Origin of the sequence: Methylobacterium sp. Leaf94 (assembly GCF_001426045.1) — a bacterium.
Taxonomy (GTDB): Bacteria; Pseudomonadota; Alphaproteobacteria; order Rhizobiales; family Beijerinckiaceae; genus Methylobacterium.
Genome location: NZ_LMRM01000034.1, coordinates 481,145 through 496,863 on the forward strand (window position 1 = coordinate 481,145; position 15,719 = coordinate 496,863).

Below are 15,719 nucleotides of genomic sequence, written 5' to 3' on the forward strand. Positions count from 1 at the left end.
TCACACCGGAGAGCAGACATGGAACGCCGCAGCTTTCTCCAGGGCGCCGCAGCCGGCGCCGGACTCGCCGCCACCAGCAGCGCCAGCGCGGCCGTGACCGCCCCCGGCCTGCCCAACACCCGGCCGAAGGACCCGGCCGACTTGCCTCTGCTCATCGATCCGGGCGAGCGCCGGGGCGAGATGCTGTACCGGTCCTTCGGTCGCCACAACGAGAAGATCTCGGCGATCGGGATGGGCGGCTTCCACCTCGGCAAGAACGCGGTCTCCGACGACGAGGCGACCCGCCTCATCCATGCCGGCATCGAACGCGGCATCACGTTCATGGACAATTGCTGGGACTACAACGGCGGCCGTTCGGAACTGCGCATGGGGGTCGCCCTCTCGCAGGGCGGCTACCGCGACAAGGTCTTCCTGATGTCCAAGATGGACGGTCGCACCAAGCAGGAGGCGATGCGTCAGATCGACGAATCCCTCAAGCGCCTGCGCACCGATCGCATCGACCTCGTGCAGCACCATGAGATCCTGCGCTTCGACGATCCGGACCGGGTCTTCGCCGAGGGCGGCGCCATGGAGGCTTTCGTGGAGGCCAAGAAGGCCGGCAAGCTGCGCTACATCGGGTTCACCGGCCACAAGGACCCGCGCATCCACCTTCAGATGCTCGAAGTCGCCGAGGAGCGCGGATTCCAGTTTGATTCCGTGCAGATGCCGCTCAACGTGATGGACGCGCATTTCCGCTCGTTCGGGCATCTCGTGCTGCCCTACCTGGTCCAGCACGGAATTGCGGCCCTCGGCATGAAAACCTTCGGCGACGGCGTCATCCTGAAGAGCGACGCGCCGATCAAGCCGCTGGAATACCTGCACTTCTCCCTGAACCTACCGACCACCGTGGTGATCACCGGCATCGAGAGCCAGCGCGACCTCGTCCAGGCCTTCGAGGCGGTGAAGACCTTCAAGCCCATGGACAAGGCGACCGTCGCCGAGCTTCTGGAGCGCAGCAAGCCCTACGCGCTCCAGGGCAAGTACGAGCTGTTCAAGACTTCCGCCACCTTCGACGGCACGGCCAAGAACGCGGCCTGGCTCGGCGAGGACGTGGAAAGCGTCAAGAAGCTCGCGCCCACGATGGAATGAGACCGGACGGCACCCGGGCGTTGTGGGACCGTCCCGGTCCGAGACTTCCAGCGAGGTCGCACACAGAACCACGTCATCCCGGGTCCGCGCAGCGGAGCCCGGGATCCAGACACGCAGGAGGTGCAGACCTTCCACGCGTCGGCGGTTCTAGAAAGCACGCCTCCGGCCGCGCCCCTTCGGGTCCGAGCTCGCCTGCGGCGCCCCGGAATGCCGAAGCTGTCAGGCTCGCAATCGTCTGCCTTTCACGGATGGCCGTGCCGTCACGCCCCACGGGGATCCGCGATGACCTGATGAAAGCCGAAGTACAGAACGATGCGTCGAGGCCGCTCACGCGCAGGCCGAGCGGCCTCGCTCCAATCAGCCTTCCTTGAAGCCGTAATCCGGGACCCCTTCCTCGTTGCCGTAGTACTTGTACGGCAGGAACTTGCCCGAGAGATTCATCTTGACCCGGTCGCCCTTGTTGTTGGGCTCACGTTCCATGGTCATGTTGAAATCGATCGCCGACATGATGCCGTCGCCGAACTCTTCCTGGATCAGTTCCTTCCAGGTGGTGCCGTAGACCATCACCAGCTCGTAGAAGCGGTAGATCAGCGGGTCCGTGGGCGGCATCTGCGCGATCGAGCCGCGGAACGGCGCCTCGTTCAGCATGCGCTCCTCTGACTGGCTGAGGCCGAACAAGGCAGCGGCCTTGGCGGCCTGGGCCTTAGGCAGCTTCATCTGGCCCATACAGGCGGCGGTGATGAGGATCGGCGAGATGCCGCCGATCTCATCCTGGATGTACTTCCAGGTCCAGCCCTTCTCGCGCTTGATGTCGAGCAGCTTCTCGGTGAGGTCTTCGCGCTTCATGGCTTGGGTCTCCGTGGCGAGTGGGTGAGGGAAGGTCAGGCGCGCCGGGCGGGGGGCGCGTCCGCCGAAAGGGCGGTGGCATCGGCCTCGCTGAGGCTCGGGCGGATCACGGGCGGGTGGCGCTGGTCGTAACCGGCCGGCATCGCGTCCCGGAGCGTCTTCGAGCGGCTAACGAGGAAGTCCATCAGGTGATTGCGCAGCGCGTAGTAGCCGGGCGCATGATGCAACTGCGTGCGGTCGCGGACCTTCGGCAGCGGATTCTCGACGATCTCCGCCACCTTGGCCTGGGGGCCGTTGGTCATCAGCACGATGCGGTCGGCCAAGTAGATCGACTCGTCGACGTCGTGGGTGATCATGAACACGGTCTGTCCGGTCTCGACGCAGATCCGCCGGACCTCGTCCTGCAACGTGCCCCGGGTGAGCGCGTCGAGGGCCGAGAAGGGCTCGTCCATGAGCAGGATCTTCGGCTCGATGGCCAAAGCGCGCGCGATGCCGACCCGCTGCTTCATCCCCCCCGACAGTTCCGACGGCCGCTTGTGCTCGGACCCGGCGAGCCCCACCGTCGAGATGGCCTTGCGGGCCCTGGCCTCGACCTCGGCCCGGGGCGCCTGGCGCCAGCGCGACGCGACCGCGTAGGCGACATTGCCCAGCACCGTGCGCCAGGGCAGGAGCGCATGGCCCTGGAAGATCACTGCCCGATCGAGGCTGGTGCTCTCGATGGCCTGCCCGTCGGCGATGACGACGCCCTCGCTCGGCGCCTCCAGCCCGGCCAGGATGTTCAGGACCGTGGTCTTGCCGCAGCCGGAATGGCCGATCATGCAGACGAACTCGCCCCGGCGCATGGGCAGCCACAGGTTCTCGAACACGGTGGTGCTCTTGCCGCCCGGCGCCGGATAGCGCCGGGCGATGCCCTCGATCGAGATGAATTTTTCCAAGGACGGCATGGTCTGGGACGACATGCGGGCGTCTCCGGTCTTGTCCGAGGATTTGGAGCGGAACGGGAGGAGGGCGGTCATGGCGCTCACTCCGGGAAGGTGACGAGGCGTTGTGCCTGCGCCAGCAACTGGTCGAGGATCATGCCGACGAGGCCGATCACCAGGATCGAGGTGATCACGTTGGTGATCGAGAGGTTGTTCCACTCGTTCCAGACGAAGTAGCCGATGCCGGTGCCGCCCACGAGCATCTCGGCCGCCACGATGACGAGCCAAGCAATGCCGATGGAGATGCGCATGCCGGTGAGGATGGTGGGGGCGGCTGCCGGGAGGATCACCGTGACCGCCCGGCGGAAGGGTCCGACCTCAAGGGTGCGGGCGACGTTCAGCCATTCCCGGCGGGTCCCGGCGACGCCGAAGGCGGTGTTGATCAGCATGGGCCAGAGCGAGCAGATGAAGATCACGAAGATCGCCGAGAGCCCGGAATCCTTGATCGTGTAGAGGGCGAGCGGCATCCAGGCCAAAGGCGAAACCGGCTTCAGGAGCTGGATGAAGGGATCGAGGGCCCGGCCCATCAGGGGCGACATGCCGATGAGGAAGCCGATCGGGATCGCCACGATCACGGCGAGCCCGTAGCCCAGCGCTACACGGCCGATCGAGTAGGCGAGCTGGATGCCCAGCCCCTTGTCATTCGGCCCCCGGTCGTAGAATGGGTCCTTGAGGTGCTTCCACATCGTCGCCCCGACATCGAGGGGCCCCGGCATCGCCGACTTGCCGGTGGTGGCGCTGGCGCCCATCAGGGCGGCGTATTCCGGGTCCATCGCCTCGGTTTTGCCCGTGCCGCTGACCGCGATCTGCCATGTGAGCAGGAACGCCAGCAGCAGGCCCAGCGAGACGAGGCCGGCGCGGAGGGACAGGCTGGTGGCCATGGCTCAACCCGCCCGCTTGATCTTGAAGGACGCGAGATATTCCTTCGGCTTGGCCGGATCGAAGGTCTTGCCCATGACCGCGAAGGTCTTGCTGGTGGTCTCGGGCGGGGTAAGCCCGTTCTGCTTCATCAGCCGGGCGGCATCGGTGGCGAGATAGACCTTGGCGGCTACCGCCGCGTAGTCGACATCGCCCTTGATCTGACCCCAGCGCTGCATCTGCGTCAGGATCCAGACGGCGAAGGACTGCCACGGGAAGGCATCGAAATCGACGCGGTCGGGCACCTTGCGCACGTTGCCGAGGCCGTCCGCGAAGGTGCCGGTGAGAACCTGCTCCACCACCGTGACGGGCTGGTTCAGGTAATTCGCCGGGGCGATCTGGGCGGCGATCTCCTTCCGATTTTCCGGCTTGGAGGCGTAGGTGGTGGCCTCGATGATGGCCCGCAGCAGGGCTGCGTAGGTGTTGGGCGTCTGGGTGATGAAGTCCTGCGAGGCGGCGAAGGCGCAGCAGGGGTGCCGGTCCCAGATCTCCTTCGACAGGATGTGGATGAAGCCGACGCCGTCATAGACCGCGCGCTGGTTCACGGGATCCGGGGCCAGGAACCCGTCGATGTTGTCGGCCCGCAGGTTCGCGACCATGTCGGGCGGCGGCACGGCGCGGATCTGCACGTCCGCGTCGGGATCGATGCCGGCCTCCGCGAGGTAGTAGCGCAGCAGGTAGTTGTGCATCGAATAGTCGAACGGCACCGCGAGCTTGAAGCCCTTCCAGTCCTTCGGGTCGCGCCGGTCCTTGTGCTTCATGGCGAGCGTGATCGCCTGGCCGTTCACGTTCTCCACCGCCGGCATCGTGTAGGGTTGCGGGTTCGAACCGACGCCCAGCGAGATCGCGATCGGCATCGGCGCCAGCATGTGGGCGGCGTCGTATTCGCGGTTCAGGGTCTTGTCGCGGATCACCGCCCAGCCGGCCGTCTTCACCACGTCGACGTTCAGGCCCTGCTTCTCGTAGAAGCCCATGGGTTTCGCCATGATGATCGGCGTGGCGCAGGTGATCGGGATGAAGCCGATCTTCAAATCTGTCTTTTCGGGCTTGGCGCCCTCGGCAAAGGCCTCGGCGATCAGGCGGGTGGGCAGGAACTGGCTGACGGCCGCCAAGGCTGTCGCGGCTCCGACGCTGCGCAGGAACGCCCGCCGCTCCGCATCGTGGGGAAACAGCGCCCGCATCACCGTCCCGTCGACCACCCGCTGCAGGGCCGCGTCGCCGGTCGGCTGGGCCGCATCGTGTTCACCCTGCGAACGGTGAGCGCCGCAGGAGCAGCCGCCTCGGCCAAGGCGTCGGGCGGCATCGAAGGGATTGTCGAACAGGGCCATGGTCGCCTCGCCACTGAAAACTGCACACTTATGAGCAACCCCCATGCCAGGATCGAAAACGACTGTTTGTTAAGTGAAAGCAGATGCTTGACCTCGCAGGGCCTGAACACGAAATCTCGTGGTTCACGAAAGATCGTGGTTGCGCAACGAGATCTCGTAACAACATAAGGGCAGATGACGATTCCGCCCGCTCCGCTCGATCTCGGCATCGCGTTTCGCGAAAGCCGCGAGGCGATGCTGATCCTCGACCCGGATCGGGATTGCGTCGTGGATGCCAACCCGGCGGCCGCCGATCTGCTCGGATATCCAGACACCGTGCTGCGCGGCTTGCCGGCGAGCGTCCTGCATCCGGGCCAGCTCCCGACACTCATCGTGTTCACGCAGGCGGTCCAGGCCAAGGGCCATTGGTGGACCGACGCCCTGACGCCGCGGCATGGTGCGGACAAGGCCCTGCGCCTCGAATATGCCGGTTCAGTCCTGCTCAGCCACCCACCGCTGATGCTGGTGACCCTGGCCGACCTCGATGCGCGCCGTCGGCGCCAGGTGGATGCGCAGGCCGATGCCCATATGCGGGCCGGCCTCTCCGAGTGGCAGCGGATGGAGCGGGTCTTCCGTGATCTCGAACGCGAGAACCAGCTCATCCTGCGGGCGGCCGGGGAGGGCATCTACGGCGTCAACGCGGAGGGGGTGACGACCTTCGTCAACCCAGCCGCCGAGCGCATGCTGGGCTGGACCGCCGCCGACCTCGTCGGGCGGGACATGCACGCCACGGTGCATCACACGCATCCGGACGGGGCGCACTATCACCATCACGATTGCCCGATCTACGCAGCGTTTCGCGACGGTGTCGTGCATCAGGTCGACACCGAGGTGTTCTGGCGGCGTGACGGACGCGCGTTCCCCGTGGAATACACATCGACGCCGATCCGCGACCGAGGCCAGCTCCTCGGCGCCGTCATCGTCTTCCGCGACGTCGGCCCCCGGCGCGAGGCCGACGAGCGGCTGCGTCAGGCGCTCGCCGAGGTCGATTCCCTGCGCGAGCGCCTGGAGCTCGAGAACGCCTACCTCAAGGAGGAAATCCGCCTCGAAAGCCATCACCAGGGCATTATCGGCCGCTCACCCGCCATCGAAGCGACCCTTCGCCAGATCGACGTGGTCGCGGGCACCGACGCGACCGTGCTGGTCACTGGTGAATCCGGCACCGGCAAGGAGCTGATCGCGCGAGCGATTCACGAGGCCAGCCGCCGCTCCGATCGCCCCCTGATCCGGGTGAACTGCGCCGCCGTGCCCCGAGAGCTGTTCGAAAGCGAGTTCTTCGGCCACGCGAAGGGCGCCTTCACCGGGGCCGTCCGCGACCGGGTCGGGCGCTTCGAACTCGCCGATGGCGGCACGCTGTTCCTCGACGAGGTCGGTGAAATTCCCCTGGACCTCCAGGGCAAGCTGCTGCGGGTGCTGCAGGAGCGCTCCTTCGAGCGGGTGGGAGAGGAGCGCACCCGCGCGGTCGACGTCCGGCTGATCGCGGCCACCAATCGCGACCTGCGGGAGGAGGTGCGGCGCGGTCGCTTCCGCGAGGACCTGTATTTTCGCCTCAACGTTTTTCCGATCGCCGCGAGTCCCTTGCGCGAGCGGCCCGAGGACATTCCGTTGATCGCCCAGCACTTCCTCAAGGGCGCGGCGCGGCGGCTCAACATCGCCGAGCCGCGGCTCACGGAAGGCGACGCGCGCCGCCTCAGCCGCTATCCGTGGCCGGGAAACGTCCGCGAACTGGAGAACGTGATCGAGCGGGGGGCGATCCTCGCGGTGCGTGGGCGGCTCCATCTCGACTTGCCGGAAGTCGATTTACCGCCGCGCGGCCGTGACGCCGTCGCCATGGCCTTGCCGATCCTGAACCCGTTGACGGAGCTTGAGCGGCGCGCCCGCGACCGCTCCGAGATCGAGGGAGCCCTGACCCTGGCCGGCGGCAAGGTTTTCGGCCCGGGGGGCGCCGCCGAACTGCTCGGCCTGCGGCCGACCACCCTGGCCTCGCGGATGAAGGCGCTGGAGGTCGATGCACGGACCTTCCGTGCGCGACGTTGACGCCGCCCTGCATCGCCCGCTGCTCCGGCCCGTGACGGATACGCCGTCCTTCGCCACCGGCCGTCGCAGGCACGATCCGTGCGCCAGTGGATATGTCGAAGTCCGGCACCGGGCCCTAGATGGTCCGGACGCTCGCCTCGCTGGAGTTCGTGCCCCGATGCATCCCAATCGACGCGCCGTCATCGCCGGCGCCGCTCTTCTGCCTCTGTCGGCAGGTCCGCTGAAGCGCAGGGCGATGGCCGAGACGGCGCAATTCTCCGGATTACTCCGCCGCCCAATTCCTTCATCCGGCGAAACCCTGCCGGTGATCGGCATCGGTACGTCGCGTCGCTACGAGGTCGAACCGACGCCGGAGAAGATCGCGCCGTTGCGCGAGGCGGTCCAGCGGTTCGTTGCGCTCGGTGGAACGGTCATCGATACCGCGCCGAGCTACGGCACCGCCGAGGACGTGCTTGGACTGATCCTCAGCCAGGATGGCCTGCGAGAGAAGGTGTTCCTGTGCAGCAAGGTCGGGACGCCGGGCCGGGAGGCCGGCGCGGCGGAGATCGCGCGATCCTTCCAGCGCATGAAGACATCGGTGATCGACCTCATCGCGGTCCACAACCTCATCGATCCGGATGCAAATCTCGCGACCCTTCGCGATCTGAAGGCGCAGGGGGAGATCCGGTATCTCGGCGCAACGGTCTGGCGCGACAGTCAGCTTGCGGATCTCGAAGCGCTGATGACGCGCGAGACCCTGGACTTCATCCAGGTGAACTACGCCCTCGACGATCGCAGCGCTGCCGCGCGCATCCTGCCCCTGGCAAAGGAGCGCGGGACCGCCGTGATGGTCAACGTTCCCTTCGGGCGCGATCGCCTGTTCAAGGCCGTGCAAGGGCGCGCGCTGCCACCCTGGGCTGCGGAGTTCGACTGCGCGAGTTGGCCCCAATTCTTCCTGAAATACGTCCTCGCGCACCAAGCGGTGACTTGCCCGATCCCCGGCATGGCCAAGGTGGCCTATGTCGAGGACAACCTCGGCGCCGCACGGGGCCGTCTGCCCGATGCCGCGCAACGCACCCGCATGGAGGCCCTCGTCGATGCACTTTGAGTTCGTGAAACGCCGCTCGATCCTCGCGCACGTCTCCGGCGCTGCCGTCGCCTTCGCTCTAGTCGGCTCCGCCTGGGCGCAGACCGAATCGGAGCCGATGCGCATCGGGATCATCGGTGCCGGCAATATCGGCGGCACACTCGGCGGCCTGTGGGCTAGGGCCGGCCATCCGGTAATGCTGTCGTCCCGGCACCCAGAAGACCTGAAGGGCCTCGTCGACGGGCTGGGACCCAAGGCCCGCGCCGGGACTCCGGCCGAAGCGATCGCCTTCGGCGACGTCGTGCTGGTGGCGGTTCCCTATAAGGCGTATCCACAGATCGCGCAGGATCACGGTGCCGCCCTGAAGGGCAAGATCGTCATCGATGCCGGTAACGCCACCCAAGCCCGCGACGGCGAGGTCTACGGCGAGGTCCAGGCGAGCGGCATCGCAGCCGTTTCGGCCAAGTACCTGATTGGCGCCCACATCGTTCGTGCCTTCAACGCGGCGAATTACAAGGTGTTCGCCAAGAACGCTCACCGCGAAGGGGGCCGGATGGCGATCCCCCTCGCAGGTGACGACCCTCAGTCCGTCGCGGAAGTGACGAAGCTCGTCACCGATGCGGGCTTCGATCCGGTGGTCGTCGGACCTCTCAGGACGGCGGACAGCTTCGCCATGGGCTCGCCCGGCTTCGGGCTCGAACTTACCGCTCCGGACCTGCGCACGCGCCTGGGTGTCACACCTTGAGTGGTGAAACGTCCGCCGGCGCATCACCCAAAGTGCCGGCGGGTCAGCAGGCCGCTGCTTGGCTTGGGCGCCTCGTCGATATGCGGCCGGGCGAGGCACCGGCACTTGCCTGGTCGTGGGCGTACATCTTCTCGATCCTGGCGGCCTATTATGTGCTCCGTCCCATCCGCGATCAGATGGGCTTGGCGGGCGGCATCGAGAATCTGCCCTGGCTCTTCACGGGCACTTTGGTGGGGATGCTGGCTCTTAACCTGCCCTTCGCCTGGCTCGTGAAAACGCTGCCGCGGGCGCGGTTCGTACCGCTCACCTATCGGTTCTTCGCGGCCAACATTCTCGTCTTCGCCGCTACTCTGTACCTCGCGGGTCCGGAAGGGAATATCTGGATCGGCCGTGCGTTCTTCATATGGTTGTCGATCTTCAACCTGTTCGTCGTCTCGGTCTTTTGGGCTACCATCGTCGATGTCTTCTCGACGGAGCAGGGTAAGCGGCTGTTCGGTTTCATCGCAGCCGGGGCGACCCTCGGGGCCATCGCGGGCTCGGCGACCACCGCCATCCTCGCTCGCGACGTGCCGACCTGGGCCCTCCTGACCGGCGCGGCAGTCCTTCTCGAGGCGGCGGTCTTCAGCATGCGCGGACTCGCCCGTTTGTCGGACCGCCTGCGTCAGGCACCAACCGCCGGTGATGCACCGGCCGCCGAGGCCATCGGTGGCAGCGCCTTCGCGGGTATCACGCGGACGCTCCGGTCACCCTACCTTCTGAATATCAGTCTGTTCCTGTTGCTGTTCTCGACCACATCGACGTTCCTGTATTTCGAACAAGCCGGCATCGCGAAGCGCAGCTTTCCCGATCGAGGTGCGCAGACGGCCTTCTTCGCAAGCGTGGATCTGCTGGTGAACGCGCTCACTCTTGGCGTGCAATTCTTCCTGACCGGACGGATCGTGCGCCGGATCGGTGTGGGGCCGGCCCTGGCCGTCCTGCCAGCGGCCAGCATCCTGGGTTTCGCGGTCCTGGCCGTTTCGCCGACGATCACCGCCATTGTGCTCTTCCAGGTTCTGCGACGCGCCGGAAACTTCGCCATTGCACGGCCTATCCGTGAGGTGCTGTTCACGGTCGTACCGCGAGAGGATCGCTATAAGGCGAAGAACTTCATCGACACGGTGGTGTATCGCGTCGGTGATCAGGTCGGGGCCTGGTCATTCGCCGGGATCGCCGCTCTGGGGCTCGGTTCGACCGCTGTCGCCGTGACGGCGGTCCCGCTGTCCGTGGCATGGCTTCTGAACAGTCTCTGGCTCGGGCGTCGGCAAGGGGAGCGTCAGGCGCGTCAGGACAGCATCGTGCAGGATCAGACCGCAACCGGCCGGTAGCAAGCCCCGATGCCAAGGAGTTCTGGGCGTGGCGGCGTCACGCGACAAACCGGAAATCGCTGCGATTCCACATCGGATCGAGCAGTATGGACAACGCTCGACCTATCCACCGCGGCCCGATGGTTGTGCCGGCGGACGTGGCCGAGCACACAAGCAATAATCGCGAGTACGCTTCCGCATGCAGCGTCTCTGTTGTGGACATCTCTTATCTGTGATGCGCATGTCAGGCATGTTCATCGCCGAATTTGGCCTCGGGCGCTTGATAAATGTCTACGAATGGGCGATCTGCTGCCTTGGGGGCACAGGGAAAAGAAAATTACGCATGTCCGAAAGCACCGAAATTCAAACGACCGACTTCGTCGATCTCGCCGCCGACATCGTCGCGGCGTATGTATCGAACAATCCAGTCCGGACCACCGATCTACCGGATCTGATCCGCAATGTGCACGCCGCGCTCAACGGCCTCGTCACCGGTGCCGCCCAGACCGCCGAGGAGGTTGCGCCCGAAAAGCCGACGCCCGCCCAGATCCGCAAATCCGTGATGCCGGACGGCATCATCAGCTTTCTCGACGGCAAGAGCTACAAGACGCTGAAGCGTCACCTCAGCAGCCACGGCCTTGATCCCCACAGCTACCGGCAGCGTTACGGCCTCCCGGCCGATTACCCGATGGTCGCCCCGTCCTACGCCGCCATGCGTTCGGAACTCGCGAAGTCAATCGGCCTCGGTCAGGTTGCGAACCGCAACGAAGACGAAGAGGTCCCGCCGAAGACCAAGGGCCGCAAACAGGCTGCTTAAGTCACCGCCTCGCGCCTTGTCGAGGTTACGCTCCCCCTTGACGGCGCGTGACCTCGGCGGTCGTTGCATCAACCCCGTGGCTGGGTATTCGACGGGTTCTAGAGCCAACGTTCATCGAGGTCCGTAGCGTTCCGATCGGTGATCGGCTGGGTGTCGTCACCTTGCGCGAAGATTACGATATCGTTGGGACCGACGTCGCGCGTGGCGTAGAAGTCCCAGCGCCGGTGGATGATCCGGGGACCGCCGAAGAGACGGTACGCGTTCCAATAGCGATCATCGCGAAACCCCACATAGTGAACGCTTCGAGCGGACTGCGCCGGTTCGTCAGCCATGGCTTTGTCTCGGGCGAGGGAGAAGCGGCTGAAGTGAGGTTTTGCGTGCATCCCTCGGCATCGACGATCCTATCGTCCGGCCAGAGACGCGGGTTGGCCGGGAAGCGATAGGCGATTGCCCGTATCGATCAGGGTATCGCCCGAGATGCGGTAGATGCCCAAGTTCCGGTCGACGTAATTACAGACATAAACGTAATCGCCGGAGGGACTGAATGCGACACCCTGCGTGACGGCGCCCGCTTCCGCCTGGGACGTCATCTGCACGCTCTGTGACGAGAGGGTCAGCAACGCGACAGCGCCAGTCGGCGTATAGCCCGGGCTTCCACGTGCTGCGCTCGACCCCCGGACGATCGAGACGGCGGCATGTCGGCCGTCCGGCGCGATCACCAGTGCTTCCGGCGTGTCGCCGATTCCCAGGTGATCGAGGACGACCGGGCGTAGACCATCGGCGCGAATGACACTGATGGTATCGGCGTGCCCGTCGCTTGGCTCCTGTCCGGTGTTCCCAGTGAGCGCGAGCGTTCCGTCGGGCGTCACATCGAGCCCGTAGACCCCTGCGCCAACTGGCATATCGTACTCCGGCTCATAGCGCACCGAAGTGCCATTGATCGACAGGACGCCAATACGCGCCGCTTTGTTCTTTGCGACGAAGGCGCGCCGTCCATTCGCAGCGAAGGCGACCGCCGCAGCTTCATCGCCCACATCGATCGTTGCGACCGGCCGAACCTTTGAGCCGAGGATTGAGAGCACGGTGACGCTGCGTCCCTCGCGATTGGCGATGAGCGCGAGATCGCCGGTCCTCGAAATGCTGATACCGGAGGGTTGCTGTCCAACCTCGACTGTCTCAATGAGGCGCGGTGGCGTCGCGGTCAGATCGATGACATGCAGGCGATTGTCCGCGTGAGCGTACCAAGCGGTACCGTCATGGTGCATCAGCACCGAACTTGCGACCAAACCGAGACGCCCGTCCGGCGTGACCCGCAGGTTCGTCGGCGGTCCGTACACCGAGTTGTCGAGAGTTAGGGTATGGACCAAGCGAGGATGTGCCTCATCACTGGCGTCGATGATCCCAACGGCATCACTCCCGTTCGGTCCGTTGCGGCTGCCATCCAGCGTGAAGAACGTTTTGCCATCGAGGCCGACAAGCAGGAAGGCCGGTGCGTCTCCCGAGGCCAAAGCGCGTATCGGGCTAAGGGCGATCAGGAGTGCCATCCCGAGCGTGCGGACGTGAATGCGTGTCATGTCCTGCACATAGGGCAGCCGGATCGGGAGTCCCGTTCGGTACATACCGGAGCGATCGGCTTACCGGGCCCGCCGGCCGGCACGTTATCGAAACAAACGGAGTCCTGCGCCGAGAAGACCAAGGCCTGCAATGAGCAGCGTACCGCCAGCCCATTCCAAGGCACTCCGACGCCGCGGCGAGGCCTGGGCAGCGGCGGCCAGAGCAATACCTGCCAGCAGGAAACTTGCACTTACCTTCAACATCAAGAACCGCCTTCCTTGGGTGTTTGAGCTATTGCGGTCCTCATCGAAAGGTTGCCTGATCCTTCCAACGCCGCAGACACCTCCTTGTCTTTGAAATGAATTCGGAATGGCATACCCCATTTGGCGGATCGGCGAGGCTTTCGCACACAATAAAAATCTTCGCGAAAGCCGGATTCCCCTCGAAATTCAAGTTCATAATTGCAAAGTGCTCTGCCAGTCTTTGAAAAACATCTTTTTACAAATTACGCGTTTGAACATCGTCCTATAAAAGCGCTCAGATTAATCAGTTTGATAGACTGACATCAGTTTCACCTTTCATTTTGGACTATGGGTTCGATGATAACTTAACTTACCTCCAGGCTGTTCGGTGAAGATTTGTTCGGTTGATCGTCTGTCGCGATGCTTCCGATTGGTGGGCCGTTTTAAAAATTTGGTGTCGGCAAGGAAAATGCTGGGCAAGCCACACGTTGTGTTCGGGGCAGATATTTCATGGGCGGACGAGGTGGTCCGTGGCAGCGAACTACCCTCTCGGTTCTCGTAATGCGAACGCCCGTCGCGCTTCTGATGGACGACCTCCACGGTCAGTCCCGAGCCTCACTCCGCCGGGTCGCGACCTACCGGTTCGTGCGCTCGCGTCCGAGGAACTTCGACGGTTCCTCCGACCTCAAGCGGGATGCAAAGTTAATCTGTCGCGTTACAGGCAAGTGAGCGCGTTGCGATCAGCGTGTGCCGGGTACGACGCGTGTGGCCGAGCCAGTAAATCGCGAGGCCGCGAGGTCGTCGCCTGGGCTTCGGGCCGAGAAGCGGGTGGCGACGCCGACTTGCGGCAAGACAATCGCGGTCGGCGCTCCGTCGAGCTTTGCCTTCGCGTTGGCAAGCCTCACCGGCGCCATCCGACTCGCGGGCTCGACATTCGCGGCAGCCGCCACGAAGAGAGCATTGAGCTGCGTTCGCGGATCGGCATTGGCTGGCACGAGGGCTGCACGGGGGGGTATCGACGGGGAGAGATTGGCCATGCCGGCATTGCCGAGGCCGGCAAGGTGTACGACGGGCCGTGGGGGCGGTAGAGGCATCGTCAGGGCGGCGGTCACCGCTGCAAATTCCGCCGGACGACGGGGCGGCAGCGGCAGGGCCACAGAAGCGACCGTATCCGAGGCTGACGTTGCAGTTGTGGGCGTTTCGCTGGTCAGGAGGCTCTGGGCGTCACGGCCGTCGCGACGAAGGAAATTGCTTTTGAGGGCCTCATCCGCGGCGGGTGCCGCGTAGGCGAGCGCCGTGCGCGCACCGACCGGGTCCTCGGGATCGGCGCTGGCGACCACCACGGCTGCCGTCCTCGCGCGGGCTCGCTCCGACGCTTTCGTCGCTGCCTGCACGGGCGGTGCGGTATCTTGCGCGCGGCCGCCGCCGAAGAGGCTGGCAAAGAACCCCTTGATGCTCGGCCCGTCGTCCTCGTCCATTTGCGCCACCTCGGTGACCCCAAGAACGGTTCCGCCGCGCGAGAGGATTTCGGAACGGGCCATTTCGTAGCCGGGCAGGGGGCGATTGTCCGAGGGCAGGTGAACGGTCTTTCCATCCGGAAATAAACGGGCCAACTGATCGTGCGTCATACGCGGCCATGAGCGGACCGAGCCAACGTCGAGGTGCACGAAGGGGGAGCCGGAGCGGGGATACCAACCGACGCCGCCCCTCTGCATTCGCATGCCGATGGCCCGGATTTGGTCGATCGACACATCCGGCAGGTAGAAATCCATCGCCTTGCCGAGCATGTGCTGACTGTACTCGGCGACCATCTTGGATCGCCGGCGCAGCATCGCGTTGGTGCCGGGCGAGCGATAGGCAGAGACGACGTTGATCGGTTCCTGCGAACCCACCGACCGGTAGGCTTCCCAGACCGTGTCGAACAGGCGAGGGTCCATTTTGATCGGCTCATCGGATCGCCAGTCGCGCAAGAGCCAATTCAATTGCTCCAGAGCCGCCCTGTCGTAACGTCCGTCGCGCTTGAAGGTGACCGTCAGGCTTTCCTTGGTATGGGTGTGATAAATCGAAAGAGTCCGCGTATCACCGTTGGCGACGGCGTCCTGGGTGCCGCGGGTTCCACCCGCCAGAGCTAGACCGAAACTGGCACCGAAGACGGTCAGACGTCCGGCCCGCTTCCAAGAGCCGGGGCGATGGGTCGTCCGGCCGTTCCGCAGAAGCTTACCCACCGTGGTCTCACCCTCTTCCCATTCGCGCGCGGGGCACGGATCATGGTGAACGCAAGGTTGCCGAAAACCGTAAATGTCCGGTTTACCGGGTCCTCGACACTTCGCCGCTCGATGTGCAACGGCTAAGTCTGAACCGTGGCGAAATCGTGCCAGGGTGTGCGCAGGCGCACAGGGCAGATTTTGTTCCTAACTCATCTGGGGCAGAGGTAGGCGCTCCCGCTGCACGAAGCGATTCCTCCACCCCCGTCTGTGTCCACGGTGTACCAAAGCCTAGGTGCGGCGAACGCGATTTGGGCAGGCACGTCGACGAAAGGCTGATCGATGCGACGGCCGCGCGCCGATGTGTCGAGATCGTCACGGAGGGTTCGCCGCTTCGCCCCCTTGGTTCGCTAGGGGAGGACATCCCCATCCGTCGATATCAACCGCTGGAAAGCCAACGCAAAACGTCGTC

Annotated in this window: 13 protein-coding genes; 6 read left to right on the forward strand and 7 right to left on the reverse strand. The window is 64.9% G+C overall.

The window, feature by feature from the left end; genetic code table 11:
- Positions 1-18: 18 nt before the first annotated feature.
- A complete protein-coding gene (locus ASG63_RS17770) occupies positions 19-1,128 on the forward strand; it encodes an aldo/keto reductase (protein WP_056219290.1) in 1,110 nt (369 codons plus the stop codon).
- Between the two features lie 357 nt (positions 1,129-1,485).
- Here the strand turns inward: ASG63_RS17770 and cynS are convergent, their stop codons facing one another.
- The 4 genes from cynS to ASG63_RS17790 are packed head-to-tail and all read right to left on the reverse strand — an operon-like array spanning position 1,486 to position 5,200.
- On the reverse strand, positions 1,486-1,974 hold the full coding sequence (cynS, locus tag ASG63_RS17775; protein ID WP_056219292.1) for a cyanase: 489 nt from the start codon (positions 1,972-1,974) through the stop codon (positions 1,486-1,488).
- A 35-nt stretch (positions 1,975-2,009) separates the two neighbouring features.
- Positions 2,010-2,990 carry an ABC transporter ATP-binding protein gene (locus tag ASG63_RS17780; protein WP_056219295.1) on the reverse strand — a complete coding sequence of 327 codons (981 nt, stop codon included), beginning with the start codon at positions 2,988-2,990 and terminating at the stop codon, positions 2,010-2,012.
- 5 nt (positions 2,991-2,995) lie between these two features.
- Positions 2,996-3,835, reverse strand: coding sequence for a nitrate ABC transporter permease (gene ntrB / locus ASG63_RS17785; RefSeq protein WP_056219300.1), 840 nt, complete (start codon positions 3,833-3,835; stop codon positions 2,996-2,998).
- Positions 3,836-3,838: 3 nt separating this feature from the next.
- On the reverse strand, positions 3,839-5,200 hold the full coding sequence (locus tag ASG63_RS17790; RefSeq protein ID WP_056219303.1) for a CmpA/NrtA family ABC transporter substrate-binding protein: 1,362 nt from the start codon (positions 5,198-5,200) through the stop codon (positions 3,839-3,841).
- A gap of 174 nt (positions 5,201-5,374) precedes the next feature.
- Here ASG63_RS17790 and ASG63_RS17795 point away from each other — a divergent pair, with 174 nt between their 5' ends.
- From ASG63_RS17795 to ASG63_RS17815, 5 genes are all read left to right on the forward strand, one after another.
- Positions 5,375-7,276 carry a sigma 54-interacting transcriptional regulator gene (locus ASG63_RS17795; RefSeq protein WP_056219306.1) on the forward strand — a complete coding sequence of 634 codons (1,902 nt, stop codon included), beginning with the start codon at positions 5,375-5,377 and terminating at the stop codon, positions 7,274-7,276.
- A gap of 157 nt (positions 7,277-7,433) precedes the next feature.
- Positions 7,434-8,363, forward strand: coding sequence for an aldo/keto reductase (locus ASG63_RS17800; RefSeq protein ID WP_056219310.1), 930 nt, complete (start codon positions 7,434-7,436; stop codon positions 8,361-8,363).
- The gene (locus ASG63_RS17805) at positions 8,353-9,087 is read left to right on the forward strand and encodes an NADPH-dependent F420 reductase (protein WP_056219313.1); all 735 of its coding nucleotides are present in this window, start codon (positions 8,353-8,355) and stop codon (positions 9,085-9,087) included. The genes ASG63_RS17800 and ASG63_RS17805 overlap by 11 nt, the downstream gene beginning before the upstream one ends.
- 80 nt (positions 9,088-9,167) lie before the next feature.
- The gene (locus ASG63_RS17810; RefSeq protein WP_244479553.1) at positions 9,168-10,451 is read left to right on the forward strand and encodes an NTP/NDP exchange transporter; all 1,284 of its coding nucleotides are present in this window, start codon (positions 9,168-9,170) and stop codon (positions 10,449-10,451) included.
- Between the two features lie 322 nt (positions 10,452-10,773).
- On the forward strand, positions 10,774-11,247 hold the full coding sequence (locus tag ASG63_RS17815) for a MucR family transcriptional regulator (protein WP_056219319.1): 474 nt from the start codon (positions 10,774-10,776) through the stop codon (positions 11,245-11,247).
- Positions 11,248-11,345: 98 nt separating this feature from the next.
- Here the strand turns inward: ASG63_RS17815 and ASG63_RS17820 are convergent, their stop codons facing one another.
- From ASG63_RS17820 to ASG63_RS17830, 3 genes are all read right to left on the reverse strand, one after another.
- On the reverse strand, positions 11,346-11,579 hold the full coding sequence (locus ASG63_RS17820; protein WP_056219325.1) for a hypothetical protein: 234 nt from the start codon (positions 11,577-11,579) through the stop codon (positions 11,346-11,348).
- Between the two features lie 69 nt (positions 11,580-11,648).
- Positions 11,649-12,821 carry a hypothetical protein gene (locus ASG63_RS17825; RefSeq protein ID WP_056219555.1) on the reverse strand — a complete coding sequence of 391 codons (1,173 nt, stop codon included), beginning with the start codon at positions 12,819-12,821 and terminating at the stop codon, positions 11,649-11,651.
- A 962-nt stretch (positions 12,822-13,783) separates the two neighbouring features.
- A complete protein-coding gene (locus tag ASG63_RS17830; protein WP_082559365.1) occupies positions 13,784-15,268 on the reverse strand; it encodes a DUF882 domain-containing protein in 1,485 nt (494 codons plus the stop codon).
- Between the last annotated feature and the right edge of the window lie 451 nt (positions 15,269-15,719).

Coding starts and splice junctions, on each gene's coding strand:
- ASG63_RS17795 (WP_056219306.1), top strand. CDS start 5,375: ATGACGATTCCGCCCGCTCCGCTCGATCTCGGCATCGCGTTTCGCGAA.
- ASG63_RS17810 (WP_244479553.1), top strand. CDS start 9,168: ATGCGGCCGGGCGAGGCACCGGCACTTGCCTGGTCGTGGGCGTACATC.
- ASG63_RS17815 (WP_056219319.1), top strand. CDS start 10,774: ATGTCCGAAAGCACCGAAATTCAAACGACCGACTTCGTCGATCTCGCC.
- ASG63_RS17790 (WP_056219303.1), bottom strand. CDS start 5,200: ATGGCCCTGTTCGACAATCCCTTCGATGCCGCCCGACGCCTTGGCCGA.
- ASG63_RS17770 (WP_056219290.1), top strand. CDS start 19: ATGGAACGCCGCAGCTTTCTCCAGGGCGCCGCAGCCGGCGCCGGACTC.
- ASG63_RS17805 (WP_056219313.1), top strand. CDS start 8,353: ATGCACTTTGAGTTCGTGAAACGCCGCTCGATCCTCGCGCACGTCTCC.
- ASG63_RS17780 (WP_056219295.1), bottom strand. CDS start 2,990: ATGACCGCCCTCCTCCCGTTCCGCTCCAAATCCTCGGACAAGACCGGA.
- cynS (WP_056219292.1), bottom strand. CDS start 1,974: ATGAAGCGCGAAGACCTCACCGAGAAGCTGCTCGACATCAAGCGCGAG.
- ntrB (WP_056219300.1), bottom strand. CDS start 3,835: ATGGCCACCAGCCTGTCCCTCCGCGCCGGCCTCGTCTCGCTGGGCCTG.
- ASG63_RS17820 (WP_056219325.1), bottom strand. CDS start 11,579: ATGGCTGACGAACCGGCGCAGTCCGCTCGAAGCGTTCACTATGTGGGG.
- ASG63_RS17800 (WP_056219310.1), top strand. CDS start 7,434: ATGCATCCCAATCGACGCGCCGTCATCGCCGGCGCCGCTCTTCTGCCT.
- ASG63_RS17825 (WP_056219555.1), bottom strand. CDS start 12,821: ATGACACGCATTCACGTCCGCACGCTCGGGATGGCACTCCTGATCGCC.